This window comes from Legionella lansingensis, from assembly GCF_900187355.1.
Taxonomy (GTDB): Bacteria; Pseudomonadota; Gammaproteobacteria; order Legionellales; family Legionellaceae; genus Tatlockia; species Tatlockia lansingensis.
Genome location: NZ_LT906451.1, coordinates 1,268,244 through 1,285,763 on the forward strand (window position 1 = coordinate 1,268,244; position 17,520 = coordinate 1,285,763).

Consider the following 17,520-nt stretch of genomic DNA (forward strand, 5'->3'; position numbering starts at 1 on the left):
ATATAACTAATTTACATTAAGAGAATCTTAAGAGGTGTGTAACAGATTACGGTTTATGCGCAAAATTTACCATAATGAGATAAAATAAATCATTTTAATGATTGAATTGTAAATTTTGTGTTCATTTCTTGGAGAGTAAGGTATAATTTTTGAGGTTATATTATGGAGGATAAATATGTTCAGAGTAGGCCCTTTTTTTATTCGTAACCTTAGTCCAGTAGGCAAGTCCGTCAAATCTTACCTGATTGCTGAGCAAAACCCTTACAAATCAGTTGAAAAGTTAAGTGAGCATTTAACTAAGCAAGGCTATTTTTCTTTTACTCCTACCAGCGAAGCAATAGCAAGGCATACGGGTGTCGCACCCAGAACCCCCATTTCTATCGTTGAAACAGCAGATGAAGAAGGATTAATTTCTGAAGTTGAGAATTTTTCACGACGACCAAAATAAAGTCATTTATTGAATGAGCTAGGAGATTCTTTGCTACGCTTAGAAAGACAGTTGTATTCTGTTGTACTGAGCATCACGAAGGGACCTTCTGAATTCTTGGAGATCTTCGCTGTACACAAATGACAGGAGTTATGTCAATCTTAACCGATGAAGGATCTCCAAAAACCCAAGAGATCCTTCATTGTGCTTTAAATGACATTTTTTGAAATCTATTAAAAACCAAACTGATTCGTATTAACCCAATCACTGGTAATTAATGTCCACCAATCGGTAGCGAGTCCTTGCAGGACATAGTCGTAAGGTAGCCAACCATAACCCTCCTCACCCCATTCCGTTCCCCAGGAATTGCGAATCAATAATGCGCCCTTCGTTGTGGCGCCATTAATTTTGTTGGTGATTTTTTTGTTATCATCGTAACCTATAGCGACTACGGCGTGACCACCTTCCATTTTTTCCATGGCAGAAGGGAAGGGAATGCAACCATCATCATTGGCTTGTGCAATACTGCTATAAACAGTAAATCCAAACATGGAAGGATAATTACCAGCCAAATAGCGTTTAATACGAGTTAGCAACTCCTTCTTGTTCACATCAATATCGAGCCGAAAATAGCGAATCGCTTGGTAGTTTTTGGCGTAAGAATATAGAAAACTACTTGGTTCCTCATCCCAGTCGGGGTTTACGGAACCTGAACCATTAGCATTATATGGCAGGTATTTTTCAGGGGGTATTCCAAATAATCGCATTGCTCCCATGGTTGTTCGCAAAAATGCGCCAGTATCACCTGTCCAACCAAGCAAATTTCGTGTCACTTTGTATAAAAATAATCGTGAGGCATCATGATGCAAACCAAACGCGCGGTTTTCAAAATACTCCAATAGACCAACGCCTGCATTTGCAGTACACGAACCCAAATTAGCTTGGTCTTCAATGGGCGGACACCACGGACGCAGATCTTGCTTCGTCGGTAGGGTTACTTTGTTTGAGCCTTCAAGCTTCATGCTTTTGAGACTCTTGGCAACGTTTGTGTGCGCTGTTTCAGATACCTTTGTAGACTCAGGAGTTAAATCCCGGTAATCAGGATAATCCGGCAGCCACCCAAAACTATGATGCATTTCCATTGTGTTTCTCCATATCCGTATGTTAATACGTTAAGAAAATATTGCTTTTGTATATTTAGTCTATTTTAAATTAGATATCTGTCAAGAATCATTACATAATGAGCAATATATGCTCATTGAATTTCTAGTTATTTAAGCCTAAAATTGATTTAAATAAGGACAAATGGATAATTGCTGATCATGTAAGGAATGACACGGATATGTCCAAGAATAAATCACAGCTCCCTCAGCAGCAAAAAATGGTGGCTTGGTATGATCCTGCACAGCTTTGTAAAACCGCAATCGATGTTGTTATTTCATTGGTGTTTGGTAGGCATGCAGATTACCGTCTAATTGAAGCGCTTTCGCTACCTGATAGCAATACATTTTATGATTACTCACACATAGAAGGACAAAAAGAATTTTGGATAGATTATGTTGCTGATTTAGGTGATGGCTGGAATTCAACGTATACGATTGCCTACACCATTGCTCAATCTCATTTGACTATACAGGATGAACATGGAATCAGCCACGGGACGAAGCGTGGTTCAATCTTAATTTTTGGTGGTGATACTGTCTATCCGACAGCGAGTCGTAGTCAGTACAAAAAACGACTTGTTGTTCCGTACACGACAGCACTTCGTGAAACAACAGAACCGCATCCGGATCTCTATGTCATCCCCGGCAATCATGACTGGTATGATAGTCTTGTCGCTTTTACACGTTTATTTTGCGCAAAACGTTGGTTTGCTGGTTGGTGCACGAAACAGGATCGAAGTTATTTTGCCATAAAATTACCCTACCATTGGTGGCTCATTGGCACTGATATGCAACTGAGTTCAGATATCGATGATATGCAGATAAAATTTTTAAAATTTATTGCTTCACGAATGGATGAACAGGACAAGGTGATTCTCTGCACGGCTGAGCCTGAGTGGATTTTTGCGAAATTCTATGGTGACGTTGATCCAGAGTACAATGAAAATAATCTAGCCTTTCTAGAAGATACCTTATTTAAAGATAAAGTTCTCATTTTTCTTACCGGCGATTTGCATCATTATCGCAGACATGAAAATCCTAAGGGCGTACAAAAAATTATCGCAGGCGGTGGTGGGGCATTTCTTCATCCTACCCATGGTCAGGATGTATCCGTCTTGCCGGGCGATTTTACTCTGAAGAAAAGTTTTCCTGATCCAGCCACATCAAAAAAATTATGTTGGCGAAACGTTGGTTTTCTTTTCTTAAACCCCTATTTTGGGATCATAACGGGTCTATTTTACGTGCTCACAAGCTGGTCAGTAAAAACCGATTTAAGCGGTTTTGGCATAAGTGATTTGGGAACAGTTATCAGTAGGGTAATTAATGAAGCATTAAAAACACCCATGGGACTATTTTGGGTTGTTGCAGTTATTTTGGGTTTCATTATGTTTACTGATACGCATTCACGTTACTACCGTATTATTGCGGGCTCTCTCCACAGTATCACTCATTTGTTTGCCGCATTTCTTTTAGGATGGGCGGCTATTTTGTTCTCCAGTTATCTTGGCTTTTCATATGATTCTACACCCCAATTGCTGTTAACAGGGGTACTGATTTTTATAGGAGGGTGGATCATTGGATCCTTTATTATGGGTATCTATTTATTGATATCGTTGAATGTGTTTGGTCGCCATAGTAATGAGGCTTTTTCTTCTCTTGCCATTCAAGACTGGAAGAATTTTCTTAGAATAAAAATTGAACCCACGGGTGTGACCATTTATCCAATTGGGGTGCGAAGAGTGCCACGTAAATGGAAAATGCGAGATCCAAATGTCACGGGCCCTGACTTGATACCTGATGATCCGAAAGCAACCACCCCGGAACTTATCGAAAAGCCCTTTAAAATTCATAGGCATAAGTAGGGAGGATTCCAGTGATGTCAAGACTTTCTTCTCCTCATTATGCATTGCAAGCTCATTATCCTATTGTGGTTATTGGATCGGGCTATGGGGGTTCCATTGCTGCCTCAAGACTTACTCGTGCTGGACAACGTGTATGCCTTCTAGAAAAGGGTAGAGAATTTAGGGTTGGAGAATACCCCAATAATGAGTTAGACATGCTTAAAAATCTCCAAATCAGTGGTCTACCAGACTGTCGTGGCTCGCCTACAGGTCTTTATCATGTGTATTTTGATAAAGAAATCAGTGCCTTTGTAGGTTGTGGCTTAGGGGGGACTTCACTTGTTAATGCGAATGTTTCTTTGCGCGCAGAAAAACGTGTCTTTGAGGATCCTTGTTGGCCGAAAGCATTAAGGAATGAGGTATCAACCCTTCTCGAAGAAGGGTACAAGTATGCTGAAGAAATGCTGAAACCAACACCTTATCCCGAAGCATTTCCACCACTTGCCAAAATGCAGGCCCTGGAGAAGTCGGCTGCTTCCCTGCAAGAGACGTTTTATCGCCCACCCATAAATGTGACCTTTCAGGAGGGCATTAATCACGTTGGTGTTACCCAACATGCCTGCAAGTTATGTGGTGATTGTGTATCAGGATGCAATTATGCTGCAAAAAATACTCTCATAATGAATTACTTGCCTGATGCTAAAAACCACGGTGCATTTATTTTTACGCAAATTGCCGTGCAATATTTAGAACGCATAGACGAGCGATGGGTTATTTATTATCAAGATCTATCAGAAGAGGGTGGCTTGCATCAACGTAAGCATTTTATTACTGCGGATCTTGTTATTTTGGCAGCGGGCACATTCGGTTCAACAGAGATCCTGCTGCGATCAAAAATAAAGGGGTTAAAACTCTCTGAGAAGGTTGGGGAGTATTTTAGCGGAAATGGCGATGTTCTTGCCTTCAGTTACAACAACAAAGATCCCATTCATAGTATTGGTTTCGGATCACGTTCTCCAGAAGGAAGAACGCCTGTTGGCCCTTGTATTACCGGTATTATCGATATGCGCAATCGTCCTCAGCTGGATGAAGGAATGGTGATTGAAGAAGGTTCTGTACCAGGAGGCATGGCCACCTTTTTACCCAAAATAATGGCGCTTTCTGCCAAATTGCAAGCAAGTGATCTTAAAGAGACAAACTCCCATAAGAACAATAGACCTCTTTCCAAACTCAGCGAGTTTGGAAAGAGGTCTATTCACAGAGAACTAGAAAGCCTTATTCATGGGCCGTATTCTGGTGCAATTGATCATACGCAAATATTTTTAGTGATGTCTCATGATACTAAAGAAGGAAAGTTGCTTTTAGATAACAATCAATTGTGTATCAGTTGGCCTAAAGTAGGAGAGCAATCGGTTTTTGCGCATGTCAATCAGGTATTGGAAAAGGCTACACAACCTTTAGGGGGAACGTTTATTTCTAACCCTGTATGGAGTGAAACGAGCGAACATACGCTAGTCACCGTGCATCCACTTGGCGGCTGTGTGATGAGCGATGATGCTGCAAAAGGGGTGGTCAATCATAAAGGACAGGTATTTTGCAACACAGTAGGGGATACTGTTTACGATAGTTTATATGTATGTGATGGGGCCATCATACCTCGGTCACTTGGTGTCAATCCTTTATTAACTATCTCAGCATTAGCTGAACGTATGGTTAGCCTTTTAGCAAAAGATCGGTTTTGGACGATTGACTATACACTGCCTTCTTCTATGCAAAAGCCTGTTCCATCTGACGCAAAGGCAGTTGGCTTATTATTTACCGAAACGATGCGTGGTCGTCTATCAACGACTGTCTTAAGTGACTATCAAAGTGCTTATGTGGATGAAAAATCAATGCCTATGGAATTCACAGTGACCATTGTTACCGATGATCTGGACAAGATGCTAGCAGACCCGCAACACCAAGCAAAAATTATTGGTGAGGTGTCGATTCCTGCTTTCTCTAAAGAACCTTTAGTTATTGAAAAAGGAGAATTCCAGCTTTTTACTGCCGATCAAAGTAATGTAGACACTAAGAAAATGATTTATCAATTTAAACTAAACGCTGTGGAAGGTAATAAATACGAATTTGATGGCTTTAAACTCATCCATAATGATCCTCGCTTTGATATTTGGCAAGACACCACCACACTGAATGTCACCGTTTATGATACAAACAAGGAGAAATGTATTTGCGGCAAAGGTATTTTAAAGATTCTACCTACTGATTTTTTACATCAACTCACAACGATGCGTATTTTAAATACACACGATCCGATTGCGATCCTTGCGGCAAAAGCACGGTTTGGTCATTTTTTTGCAGGTACTCTCTACCCAATTTATGGTGGAGTTTTAGCAAAGACATCCTTTTTTGACCCTAACGCGCCTCCTCGGCAAAAACGAATACTGCGCGTGAATAAGCCGGAAGTCCATTTTGCAACAACTACCGATGAACAGCACCTGCTCCTGACTCGTTATAGGGGTGGAGATAAGGGGCCTGTCATTATGTTGCATGGTCTTGGTGTATCGAGTCTGATTTTTTCAATCGATACGATAGAGACGAACCTCTTGGAATACCTTTTTGCAGCGGGTTACGATGTATGGTTGCTTGACTATCGCGCAAGCATTGCTTTGCCGACAAACCATCTTTCCTTTAGTGCTGATGATATTGCTCTTTATGATTACCCGGCTGCAGTTGCCAAAGTTCTTGAAGTCACCAATGCCAGAAGTGTACAGATGGTAGCGCATTGTTTTGGGGCCACCACATTGTGCATGGCCATGCTGGCAGGGTTACAAGGGGTTCGTTCAATTCTCTTCTCACAAATTGCGGCTAATATTGTTGCGCCTCGGTCTGCGAAAATAAAAGCAGGTATATACCTACCTTCTGTTTTGAAGTCGTTGGGTATTTCTTCTTTAACTGCTTATGCTGACGTCAATGAAAATTGGCAGCAACAGCTTGCTGATAGTGCTCTTAAATTCATTAATCCGTTTTTGAAAGAGCAGTGTCAAAGTGCAGTGTGTCGGCGCATCTCCTTTTTATATGGTCCATTGTATGAACACACACAATTGAATCAAATGACTCATGACTCACTTCATGAAATGTTTGGCTTTGCTAATCTTAAATCCTTTGAGCATTTAGCTTTAATGATTCGCAAAGGACATATTGTAAACGCAGAAGGTAAAGAGAGTTACTTGCCTTATTTAGAACGCTTAGCGCTGCCTATTACGTTTATTCATGGAACAGAAAATCGCTGTTTTCTGCCCGAAAGCACGGCTGTAACGTATCAACTACTGCAAGAAAAAAATGGCACCGCTTTTTATGAACGACATCTAATTCCAGGCTATGGTCATATTGACTGTATTTTTGGAAAAAATGCAGTCAACGATGTCTACCCTTATATTCTTAATCATTTGGAGGCTTATCCAAGATCATAATTAGAACAAGCTTAGGGACGTTGTTCCCTAGTTAACATGAGTGATTCTCAAGGAGATGATGACATGCGGTTGGCAACGTTTAATGTTGAAAACTTGTTCGAACGTGCTAAAGCAATGAATTTAGGCGATTGGAGTATGGGAGCTGCCATTCTTGAAGACTTCAAACAATTGAATGAGTTAATACAAAGGGATGTTTACACGCAGGAGATTAAGTCTAAATTATTAGCAATTATGGAGCGTCATGATGGGCTTCTTACAAAAGGAGAAGGCACCTTCATTCGCTTAAGAGAGATTCGCGGCAAATTGCTTGTTAGACCTAGAAATAAACCGCCTGAAATTGCTGTTTCAAGCCGTCATGAATGGATTGGTTGGTTTGAACTTGAAAAAGAACCCATTAAGGGAAAAGCAACTGAGAATATAGCACGTGTAATAGGGCTCCTTGAAACCGATATATTGTGCATCATAGAAGCGGAGGATCGCATTGGCCTCAATCATTTTAACCGCGAAGTGTTACCGTTTGTTGAAATAACACCATTTAACCATGTCATGCTTATTGACGGCAATGATACACGCGGCATCGATGTGGGGATTATGACGAAGAGTCCTTATGAAATAATAGGTATGTATAGCCATATCGATGATACCGACGAGAAAGGGACAATATTCAGTCGTGATTGTGCCGAATACGAAATTAAAACAGCACTAGGGAATACCTTGCTTTTATTAGTCAATCATTTCAAAAGCAAAGGTTATGGCAGTTTTGTTGAATCAGCGGCTAAACGACTCCGTCAATCCAGGCGTGTGCGTGATATCTATGAAGCGCGTCTTACTGAAGGATTTGATTACATCGCTGTAGTGGGTGATTTAAATGCTGCGTCTAATGAAGCAGCGATGGATCCACTCGTCCGGGAAGGATCAACATTGACTGATATCATGACCCATACAAAATTTTTAGGCGATGGTCGCCCTGGTACACATGGCAATGGTACAGCGTCAGCCAAGCTTGATTACATTTTGATGTCTCCTAAGCTTGCTGATAAAGTGGAGAAGGGTGGTATCGAACGTAGAGGAGTTTGGGGCGGGAAACATGGAACATTATTTCCACACCTGCCTACTATAGAAACAGAGAACGATGCTGCATCCGATCATGCAGCACTCTGGGTGAATATCGCTATTTAGTGGTAGAGGTTTAGGGATGACATTCACAAATAGTGTCATCCATAATTCAGAGGGAAAGTATATGAAATGGAAAGATTTTTTAAATCCACGATCAATGCTAACTCCCGGTGTGGCCGGAAGCGTTGTTATGGTTATTGCAAATACCATGTGGGTTGAATTTATGATACCGCAAAAATGGACTGCTTTAGTATTAAGTTTTATAATTATCATTCCTATTTTGATGCAATTTGCCGCTTCATTTATAGAAAATATTATTTACTTTATGTTCAATGGCTTAATCATTTTTGCATTAGCTGTGAATACCAATTTTGCCGGCAGGAAACTTCAAGACATTGTAACCAGCGATAAAAAAGCACCAACTCAAGAAGTTGTAGCCGCTGTTAAAGCGCCACCTTCTTCACTCGTGCTTGAAAAGATACACGGTATGCAATTGGCATCAAATAATCAGCAGGATACGGCAACAGATGGGACTCAAGCTAGTGGTGAGACCTCTAAAAAAGATTCTTCTGATCAAAAAGACAACAAAGATTCCGCAGAAAAAGAGGCAAAGAACAAGTCAAAAAATCAGGAAGGTAGAGAATTTTTTCAACCATGGTTTTAACCTTAATTAGGTGGAATAATTGACATCTCTTGGCCCTCTGTCAAAGGTGCAGATTGGTAACTAGTGCAGTACTTCACTAAAATTGTTTTTTGTGCAGATATCGCACAATTTATTCTGTAGCCTGCTTGATTATAGAGAAGAAGGCTCACATCGCCCGGTACATCTCCTGTAAGTTTAATTTCGTAATGTTCAGGGTTAGGGGCTTTATTAAATACCTCAGCCATGCATTGAGCCAATTGAGCACCAGTCTTATGTTTTTCCTCGTAGCATTGTTGCATAACACGGATAACAGAAGTCAAAATAACATTGGAACTATTATTAGCCGCATGTATATTTTGAACCAGCAAGAGTGTAATTATGCTGATAATAATCGATTTATAAGAAAACATAATTTATACCCAACATATTTTACTTAATTATAGATAATATGTTTAATAAATAACCATTTCGTATAATATTTAATGTGATATTTCTTGGCAATCTCTACCATTGCCATTGAAGTACTAAGGCAAGTTTAATCACACATTAAACGAAGTAATCTTTGATTCTTATCAGCAATTTCTTTACCTCTGATCAGCATAAGGAATAAGGAAAAGAATATGCAGATTATGAGCTGGTAGAAAATCCTTCTTTATTATTTGGAACTGGGTATCCGTGATTTTTTTGGCCTTCTCTTTCCCACAAAAACTGATTAGATTGCTTTTATTACCCTTATCAATGATAAGAGTAAAATCATCGATAGGTCCTGCCCAATTGGCGCCTGTCTTTAGAATATAGGCAAGTCTGCTTTCAGTATAAGGAATTCCGCCTTCTTTATTTTTAGCGGCCAGGCTTTTTTGCATGGTCTCGCTAACACAATACTTCTTCATATATTTTTTATACCCTTCTTCATGAACTGCGTAAGGAGCACCTATGCTGGTACCTGCCGTTGAACCAATGACTGGTTGGTACTCATGCTCAATAGTAATAGCTTGTTTCGGGGGAAATGTTTGTTCCCAGGTATAAATGGTTTTTAAATCCCATCCTGGCTGTGGTTCTTTTCTCATGCCTTTGCCATCGTCAAATTCTTCTAGCCAAATTAGACCAAGTGCTTCTAATTCCGACCATTGTTGTTTAGGAAGGTTGAGTAAAGCTTGCCTGGTTTTACTGTATCCTGGTGATAGAGGGATACCATATTTTTTGAGTAAAGCGGTCTGATCCTTATTTTTAGCAATGGCTTTCTGATAGATAGACATCTTAATTGGTTGATTATTTACGCGAGTGATAAAGCCGACAGGGTTATTAGGATCGTCGACAGGCCATTCCGAGAGTTGTCTATCATAACGGTAGCTTTTAATTAGAGGTAATGGGAAGGCTACAGTGACCTTTATAGGCTTATCTGATTTATTAAAGAAAATATAGTGAACTCGAACTTTCTTTAACGACAAATAGAGTTTCTCTGATTGCAATGCAATAGAGGGATTTTTGGTAAAAACCAATCCTCCGGTGGCTAATTCAGCAGTCGAATCGTTTGCAAAAGCAAACTTTGTAGACAGCAAGAGAATGTGGATTAAAAAAATGATCTTTATTTTCATTATGTTTCTCACCTGTTTGCTAACTTCGATCAAATGACTGGGTTAGCAAACGTGTTAGGGATAAATCTTTACAACCCAATGTTTTATTTAAATATAGATAATGTGTTTAATCAATTTTTGTTTCACACAACAATATCTAATACGGTGGGTAATCAAGATTGAATTTTAAAACTCTTGAAAGATAGGCTATTATTTATTCAAGTTATTCTTCTTGGAATAGTATGCCTAACTATCCAATTTTTTCGATATCTTTATCTTTATGGTTACTTATTATTAGTTTTACAGGGAAGGCAGCAAGTTTTGAGTGTAAAAAAAATCAAACCCCAGTAGAAAAATTAATTTGTAATTCTTCGAAATTAGGCATTCTAGATAGTTATATGTCTCTTTTGTATCATCAACTCTCTGATACCACATCGCCTGATACCAAAAAAAATTTGCTGGATAGTCAAAAAAAATGGCTAACAGAACGTAATAACTGTCAAACAGCCTCTTGTCTTGTTCAGGCTTATGAGAAAAGAATTTCTGATTTAATGACTATTCCACTTCATTCTTCACTTTTAAAAGATCAAAAACTAGAAGGAAAATGGCTGGCAGATTTTAGTCATCAATACGCTTCCTCAGAGTTAAATATTACTCAAGAAAATGAAGAAGGATTTAAATTTTCAATTTCTGCAACAAATGGTGGAAATACTGGTGAAATAGAAGGAGGCAACGCATTATTTATTGGAAATGATGCAATAGCAATGGTTAACAATAGTGAATTAGAAATCCCTTGCCAAATACTATTTCGACTTATAAATAAAAAGCTTACTTTGGAAAGTAACAACAGCTGTAATTATTATGCAGGAAATGGTGTTATTTTTGATGGTAATTATGTGAAAGATGGTCAAAAAAAATTATTTACATTGAAGGAGGCTGGTTTTTTGGACACTAATCTTCAAGAGTTGCAGTTTAAAAAGATGACGGGAAAAGACTATCTTCTTTTTGTAAATAATTGTGGATTAGCGACCGATTCAGATGAAAAAAGTACTACTCCTGAAGCTTCTGTTCGCTATGGCTATTTACGTGGAGTAGGGCAAACAGACTGCATTATCTTGCTAAGCAATAATGATATTTGGGCTGCAGCTATTGATAATAATCAAATTAAATATTTCACTAATGATGTTAATTATAAAGATAGATTACCTTCTGCTATTTTAGATTGGGTAAAACAAAAATCAGCACAAGATTTTCCAATAATCTATTCGGAATAGCTTGTATAATAGTCTACTTATCCCCACTTTTCGATCTCTGCACAAGAAAAAATTTTTTATACCGTCATTGCGAACGACGAAGTGAAGCAATCTAGTACAAATCTTTGTTCAAAGTTCGATCTGGATTGCTTCGCTAATGCTCGCAAAGAAGTCATTTTTGATTTTTTTCAGCACAAATTTTTTCGATAGCATGTTGAACTTCATATTTCCTTAATTATTTATAATTAAAATCGGTTAAATTTTAACTAATAAGATAGAGAGATTCACATGTTAGATGAGAAAGAAGTAGCAGAGATAATTGAATCAGATAAGAAGAAAAAAAAGGTTTCATGGAATGATAAGAAAGAGGAAGGGAAAATGGATATGGATTCTCTTACATTTGGGACCAGTGCAACTCCTTCTAAAGCGAAAGTTGATAAAGCTATAACTCAATTAATAAAAGAGGGTTATTCAGAAGTTGAAGCAGCATCACTTATGGGAAAACCAATAACACCGAGCGGCGAACTCATTTTAAATAATCCAACTTTTTATGAATCTAAAGAAAACATAAAGGGGCGTTTAGCTTTGAGGAAAGAAAAGCAATTGTCTTTGGAAAAAGAAGTGCAAACGAATCGATATACGTTTTTCTCTATGAGTAATATTGGATTAGGAGTGGCAGTATTAACGGCGGCGGCAGTAATAGGCGTTGCTGTATCAAGAAATAAATAGACTAATCCAAGTCCTCGGACAGCCCCTCAGAATGACTGAGACCCTCTTGTGGGTTCATTCTGAGGAGCTTGCGACGAAGGGTTTCCTGAATCTCGGGGGATCTCGTTACGCTCAAGAGTGACGAGCTCACCTTGGTGTTGCCACAGCTCTTCCCGTCACAACTAGATCAGCGAAAGCCCCCTCTAGTTTATGCGCAAAAAAGCGCATGCTTATTTGATCGAGATCATAAGCACTGCTTAGTGTCTTTATCATCTTCATAAAGCACTTGCCCAGCATACGCATCAACGCGATAAAGTTATCAAGAAATTTACTTTGATAGGCTTTCTGTAATTTATCTGCTATCCCGTTTTCTGGGATAGCAGATAATTTATCCCAAGGAAAATTATCCGACTTCAAGTTATTTTCTAAAATCAGGGACGATTAGAGAGCGATTCAACGTCTTCTAACTCTTCGATATCGGCTATTATTACTGCTCTCATAGGAGGTATTGTCTCAGTTGCCTTATCTTGGGGAATCTCTGTAAAAAATCTATTTTTTGGGGATTCTTTTTGAGCGTTTTTGTCCTCTAATTTCATTATTAAATTCTTTTTAGACAAGTAAAAATATTCGCTAGTCTAATTTATGAAGTAAAAAATCAATAAGATTAGATGGTCCTACAAAAGTCTAATCCAGCCAAAGATTATGTTTTTTATGCCATTCCTCGATAGACAAGGGAGGATATTCTGGATAAAAAATATCTTGTTTGCTAATAGGGAGTTCATACCAATTTGCCTTATATTTGACCATCATATGAATAATTTCTGGGGAAGTTGGCAGCGGTGTATCAATTGCAGAGGCAAAGGGATGTATCAGCTCTGGCCATTCTGGATCAGATATCCATAAATAGCTTGCACACCGTTTACAGAAGTGTCTAGCACCGGAACTTTCTTTTGACTTCTCTTTTTTCTCCGGATTAAGGCGGGCATGATAGACAGAAATAAATTCCTTTCCTTTTACACTGAGAGTATTCGCAATGGCCATGATATTAATGGCATAACCACCACCCCCCGCCGTTTTCCTACAGATTGAGCAATAACAACGCATATAGGGATAAGGTGAGCGACTTTCACATTCAAATTCTACTGCACGACAGTGGCAGGACCCTTGTATATGCATTTTTAATTCCTTATGATTACTAAGTAGTTTACTACGCTGTAGCAAGCTCATTATATACAGAAGGAACGCTTGCTAGTTAGCACCTAGAAATACGCTTTTACTAATAACAAGAACGAATACAATATAGGTTAAATGATGGAGAAATTGATCAACACCTAACAAATCCCAAAATTGATAATCTGAAGTAGGTTGCCATTTCATTCTGTTATTAATTTTTATTTTTAACCAATCAATATGGTAATGAACAATACCTTCTAAGATCGCAAGAATTAAAAAACCTAAATCCAATGATAAATTTAAAACTGGCCAACAAGCACTATAAGAAAGAAAGAAGCTTGAAAAGACCAAAATTAAATAACTTCCAAAAATATGATAAAGAGCATGAAGAATGCCACCAAGATGACCATAGATTCCCTTATTTTGATAGATGTAGGGACTATGTTGGAAAAAGAAATCAACGATTAAATGTTTAACTTCGAATAAAAAGAACAAAAATATAATGCTCATGTTTAATGAGTAGTCTATTAGCATCTAAGAGTCAAATAAACTAAAAAGTATTTCATTTTTAGAGTATTTTTTTATTTATTTCTGTTGTATCTTAATTCTGTTCGAGGATAACTAATAAGGATATTTGATGAAATCAAAACTTCTTTTTTCATTAACCTGTAGCGCTATTCTTTTAGCATCAGGATGTACACCCGTTTCCAACCCTGCTAATGATTTTAACAATCCGCCAGCTAATGTGGTTGTTACACCTGCACAGGCGCAAGTAGATGCTAAAATTTTGGGCGGTTTGATTGTGCTAAATCAAAATGAAATTGCAGCAGCAACAGCAGCTCAACAAAAAGCCGCTAATCCAGCCGTTAAAAATTATGCAGCATGGATGAATAAAGCCCATAGTCAAAATTTACAGGAAACGCTGAATCTAAGCCAAAGAATGGGTGTTCCTCCTGCAAATGGCAACGTTGCTATGATGCTTAAACGAAAAGGTAGACAAGAGTTAGCGAGCTTGAATCGCCTAAGTGGTGTAGCTTTTGAAAGAGCATATATTGCTGCCATGGTAAAAGATCACACTGCAGCATTGCAATTAATTGATCATAAGCTATTAAACGAGGCAACCAATCCGCTATTGAGAAGACAGCTAGAGATCACTCGCACCCACGTTGTACAACATCTCAAACAAGCTCAGCTTATTCAAAGAAGCTTGGCTTAATTCAAGATAAGCGAGCAGCAGAGAAGTAATACGCAACGTAACCCGGATTATATGAAGTCGTAATCCGGGTTTTTTTTACCAGATGTGTAATGATGGAGCTAGGATAGGGGTATATAAATGGGATATGTAACAGTAGGTAGGGAAAATTCAAACGATATAACATTATATTATAAAGATTGGGGCACAGGACAACCCATCGTTTTCAGTCACGGATGGCCATTATCATCCGATGCGTGGGAAGATCAAATGCTATTTCTTGCCGCAAAAGGGTATCGTTGCATTGCTCATGATCGTCGGGGTCACGGCCGCTCTACTCATAACTTTGAAGGCAATGACATGGATACCTATGCTGATGACTTAGCAAGACTGGTCCAAGCGCTTAAGCTAGAAAATGTTATTCATGTTGGTCATTCTACGGGCGGTGGTGAGGTAGTGCGTTATATTGCAAGGCATGGGGATACTAGAGTTGCCAAAGCGGTATTGATTAGTGCAGTTCCACCACTTATGTTAAAAACCACCACCAACCCAAATGGCATATCCATAGACGTGTTTGACGATATTCGCCAAAACGTTTTATCGGATAGGTCTCAATTTTTTCAAGAGTTACCTGCTGCATTTTACGGTACCAGCAAAGGAGACAATGTATCTCAGGGATTGAAAGATACTTTTTGGGTCCAAGGAGTGCAAGGGGGATTAAAAAGTATATTTGATTGCATTAAAGCATTCTCTGAAACCGATTTTACTCAAGATCTCCAAAAAATAAATGTGCCTGTTTTACTAATCCATGGCGATGAAGATCAAATCGTACCCATAGGAAATTCATCTTTGCTATCAAAAAAGTTATTGAAAAATTCAGAATTAAAAATTTACAAGGGTGGTTCTCATGGTATTTGCTCTACCCATAAAGACCAAATTAATACTGATCTATTAGAGTTCTTTAATTCTAAATTCGGCAGTTGAAAGGATTGTCGCTTTTAGACTTTGCTCGCGCAGGTCTCGATACCCTGCGTGACTTGTTGACCAACTTCAAAATCAATACAAAACAATTTATTAATTTATTAATTATTCCAAATGGTTGCAAATTAACCTGAAAAAAACTGTCCAGTACAAAGCGCTATTTAGCCATGTCTATCAAAATTAATCTTCTCTTAAGCAAAAATGTTTAAAATACGAACACAAATTAAAGAACAATAGAGGGTGTACAAATGAAAAGCCGGGATGAGATATTACGATGGGCGCGCCAGGACAAAAGAACTACGAAAAATAAACACACTGTTGTTACTTCAATGGATGGACAAAGGCAATATCAGCTGGTGGGTACGTTAGATGATGAGGAATCAAATCATTTATTTCAGCAGCTGGGAATAGGTTTAAAAGGTAAGGTGGTATTGGGCAAAGGACAATTTGGGAAAGTTAGATTAGTACGTAACAAAGAAGGTAATTTTTTTGCTGTTAAAAAAATAAAGTCCATTAATAATCAGTCAAACTCTAATTTCGATGCTGAAGCATTGCAGCGTGAAGATAAATTTAATGATATTTTACGTGAAAAAAAAATCACTGGCGTAATGAGACCAATAGATGTATTTACTACGACTGACAGTAAAGGTAATTCAGTGATGTTCCAGATTATGCCCATTGCGAATTTGCGGGATGGAGAGAATTTCATAGGGCTTCAATCTTTTCTTGTCTCTGATATTGATAATAATAAATTAGAATTCCCAAGTGATTTGCTGCAACAGTTACAATTATTTGATAAACAAGATTATTCAAATAGTAAAATTAATGAACAAATGATTGTCGAGAATGAAGAGAATAATGATGAGCTATTAGAGAGCAGTGAAGATGAGAAAGGCGATGCTGAACTGTTAGAGAGCAGTGAAGATGAGAAAGGCGATGCTGAACTGTTAGAGAGCAGTGAAGATGAGAAAGGCGATGCTGAACTATTAGAGAGCAGTGAAGATGAGAAAGGCGATGCTGAACTATTAGAGAGCAGTGAAGATGAGAAAGGCGATGCTGAACTATTAGAGAGCAGTGAAGATGAGAAAGGCGATGCTGAACTATTAGAGAGCAGTGAAGATGAGAAAGACGATGCTGAGTTATTAGAGAGCAGTGAGGATGAACTTAGCGGGAAATCAGAACTTAAGCTCAGTGATTTACTAATGAAAGTCATTTCCCTGCATATTACGCAATCTCTAGTAAAAGTACTCAATGAAATGCACCAAAATAATATCTATCACCGAGATATTCACTTTAAGAATATTTTATTTGATAGCAAGGGGCGAGTTTATTTGTCCGATTTTGGTACTGGGATTGCCTATGACAAAGATATAGTAACGGTTCAAGTTACTAGTAAGCTACAAAGCAATATTCTTCCACCTGAAGCAAAATTTCCCCAGATAAGGCAAGAAATTATTCAAAGGGGCCAGAAATCTCATAAAGTTATTGATGAATGGGAACTCGGATGCACATTACTTTCATTTATTGGTTCCAAGTCATCGGAAATATTGCAAAAATTACAAATGCCAATACATGAAATCCAAAAAACACGTTTTTCAGGAAAAGGTAGCCCGTATCAAAATTATATGAACTATTTGGCCAAAGAGTTAGAGAAATTTGATAAAGAAGTTTTATCAACGAGTGTACATCCTGCGGTAAGAGAAGTGATTTTAGGTTTATTAAATCCAGATTATAACAAACGGATGAGCCTTATTCAGGCAGCGAACCTTATAAATGGAGTTCAACTACCCAAGGAGGAGATTATTTTTAAGGCTTTTCATTTATTAGCACAATATCAGGCTAATCAAGAGAGTAGATTGAATTCTCAAGATAGATTTTTTGGTGATAAGAAGAAAAGTAATGAGGACGATCTAGATCCGCTAGGCCTGGATACTAACCGGACCCCATTAAATATTTAAGTAGTGGGCGGACGGTAC

General features: G+C 38.3%; 16 protein-coding genes. 10 read left to right on the forward strand and 6 right to left on the reverse strand.

Annotated elements, in window-relative coordinates; all coding sequences use genetic code 11:
- Positions 1–175 precede the first annotated feature (175 nt).
- Complete coding sequence (locus CKV79_RS05725; RefSeq protein ID WP_028373663.1) at positions 176–448, forward strand: hypothetical protein; 273 nt, start codon at positions 176–178, stop codon at positions 446–448.
- 212 nt (positions 449–660) lie between these two features.
- Here CKV79_RS05725 and CKV79_RS05730 read toward each other — a convergent pair whose 3' ends face one another.
- On the reverse strand, positions 661–1,569 hold the full coding sequence (locus CKV79_RS05730) for a C1 family peptidase (RefSeq protein WP_095141739.1): 909 nt from the start codon (positions 1,567–1,569) through the stop codon (positions 661–663).
- Positions 1,570–1,769: 200 nt separating this feature from the next.
- On the opposite strand from CKV79_RS05730, the gene CKV79_RS05735 reads away from it, so the two are divergent.
- The 4 genes from CKV79_RS05735 (at position 1,770) to CKV79_RS05750 (ending at position 8,684) form a co-directional block, all read left to right on the forward strand.
- Positions 1,770–3,452, forward strand: coding sequence for a metallophosphoesterase family protein (locus CKV79_RS05735; protein ID WP_051546193.1), 1,683 nt, complete (start codon positions 1,770–1,772; stop codon positions 3,450–3,452).
- Positions 3,453–3,466: 14 nt separating this feature from the next.
- Entirely contained in the window at positions 3,467–6,904 is a 3,438-nt protein-coding gene (locus CKV79_RS05740) for an alpha/beta fold hydrolase (RefSeq protein ID WP_028373660.1), read from the forward strand.
- Between the two features lie 63 nt (positions 6,905–6,967).
- On the forward strand, positions 6,968–8,083 hold the full coding sequence (locus CKV79_RS05745) for an endonuclease/exonuclease/phosphatase family protein (RefSeq protein WP_028373659.1): 1,116 nt from the start codon (positions 6,968–6,970) through the stop codon (positions 8,081–8,083).
- A gap of 61 nt (positions 8,084–8,144) precedes the next feature.
- Complete coding sequence (locus CKV79_RS05750; RefSeq protein ID WP_028373658.1) at positions 8,145–8,684, forward strand: hypothetical protein; 540 nt, start codon at positions 8,145–8,147, stop codon at positions 8,682–8,684.
- 2 nt (positions 8,685–8,686) lie between these two features.
- Here CKV79_RS05750 and CKV79_RS05755 read toward each other — a convergent pair whose 3' ends face one another.
- Together CKV79_RS05755 and CKV79_RS05760 are read right to left on the reverse strand one after the other, a co-directional pair.
- Positions 8,687–9,073 (reverse strand): hypothetical protein, encoded by a 387-nt coding sequence (locus CKV79_RS05755; RefSeq protein WP_028373657.1) that lies wholly within the window; start codon positions 9,071–9,073, stop codon positions 8,687–8,689.
- A 174-nt stretch (positions 9,074–9,247) separates the two neighbouring features.
- Positions 9,248–10,258: a DUF4424 family protein gene (locus tag CKV79_RS05760; protein ID WP_028373656.1), complete on the reverse strand. Its 1,011-nt coding sequence runs from the start codon at positions 10,256–10,258 to the stop codon at positions 9,248–9,250.
- 221 nt (positions 10,259–10,479) lie between these two features.
- Here CKV79_RS05760 and CKV79_RS05765 point away from each other — a divergent pair, with 221 nt between their 5' ends.
- Together CKV79_RS05765 and CKV79_RS05770 are read left to right on the forward strand one after the other, a co-directional pair.
- Entirely contained in the window at positions 10,480–11,511 is a 1,032-nt protein-coding gene (locus CKV79_RS05765) for a lysozyme inhibitor LprI family protein (RefSeq protein ID WP_028373655.1), read from the forward strand.
- A 267-nt stretch (positions 11,512–11,778) separates the two neighbouring features.
- A complete protein-coding gene (locus tag CKV79_RS05770) occupies positions 11,779–12,219 on the forward strand; it encodes a hypothetical protein (RefSeq protein WP_028373654.1) in 441 nt (146 codons plus the stop codon).
- Between the two features lie 126 nt (positions 12,220–12,345).
- On the opposite strand, the gene CKV79_RS05775 is transcribed toward CKV79_RS05770, so the two are convergent.
- From CKV79_RS05775 to CKV79_RS05785, 3 genes are all read right to left on the reverse strand, one after another.
- Positions 12,346–12,615, reverse strand: a complete 270-nt coding sequence (locus tag CKV79_RS05775) for a hypothetical protein (protein ID WP_028373653.1) — start codon at positions 12,613–12,615, stop codon at positions 12,346–12,348.
- A 267-nt stretch (positions 12,616–12,882) separates the two neighbouring features.
- The gene (locus tag CKV79_RS05780) at positions 12,883–13,374 is read right to left on the reverse strand and encodes a GFA family protein (protein WP_028373652.1); all 492 of its coding nucleotides are present in this window, start codon (positions 13,372–13,374) and stop codon (positions 12,883–12,885) included.
- Between the two features lie 72 nt (positions 13,375–13,446).
- Positions 13,447–13,881, reverse strand: a complete 435-nt coding sequence (locus CKV79_RS05785) for a DUF3307 domain-containing protein (protein ID WP_035915762.1) — start codon at positions 13,879–13,881, stop codon at positions 13,447–13,449.
- A 127-nt stretch (positions 13,882–14,008) separates the two neighbouring features.
- On the opposite strand from CKV79_RS05785, the gene CKV79_RS05790 reads away from it, so the two are divergent.
- The 3 genes from CKV79_RS05790 to CKV79_RS05800 all read left to right on the forward strand — a co-directional run bounded on the left by CKV79_RS05790 (position 14,009) and on the right by CKV79_RS05800 (position 17,502).
- Complete coding sequence (locus tag CKV79_RS05790; protein WP_051546192.1) at positions 14,009–14,587, forward strand: DUF4142 domain-containing protein; 579 nt, start codon at positions 14,009–14,011, stop codon at positions 14,585–14,587.
- A gap of 117 nt (positions 14,588–14,704) precedes the next feature.
- The gene (locus CKV79_RS05795) at positions 14,705–15,547 is read left to right on the forward strand and encodes an alpha/beta fold hydrolase (RefSeq protein WP_028373651.1); all 843 of its coding nucleotides are present in this window, start codon (positions 14,705–14,707) and stop codon (positions 15,545–15,547) included.
- Positions 15,548–15,792: 245 nt separating this feature from the next.
- Entirely contained in the window at positions 15,793–17,502 is a 1,710-nt protein-coding gene (locus tag CKV79_RS05800) for a protein kinase domain-containing protein (protein ID WP_095141741.1), read from the forward strand.
- The last annotated feature ends 18 nt before the right edge of the window (positions 17,503–17,520 follow it).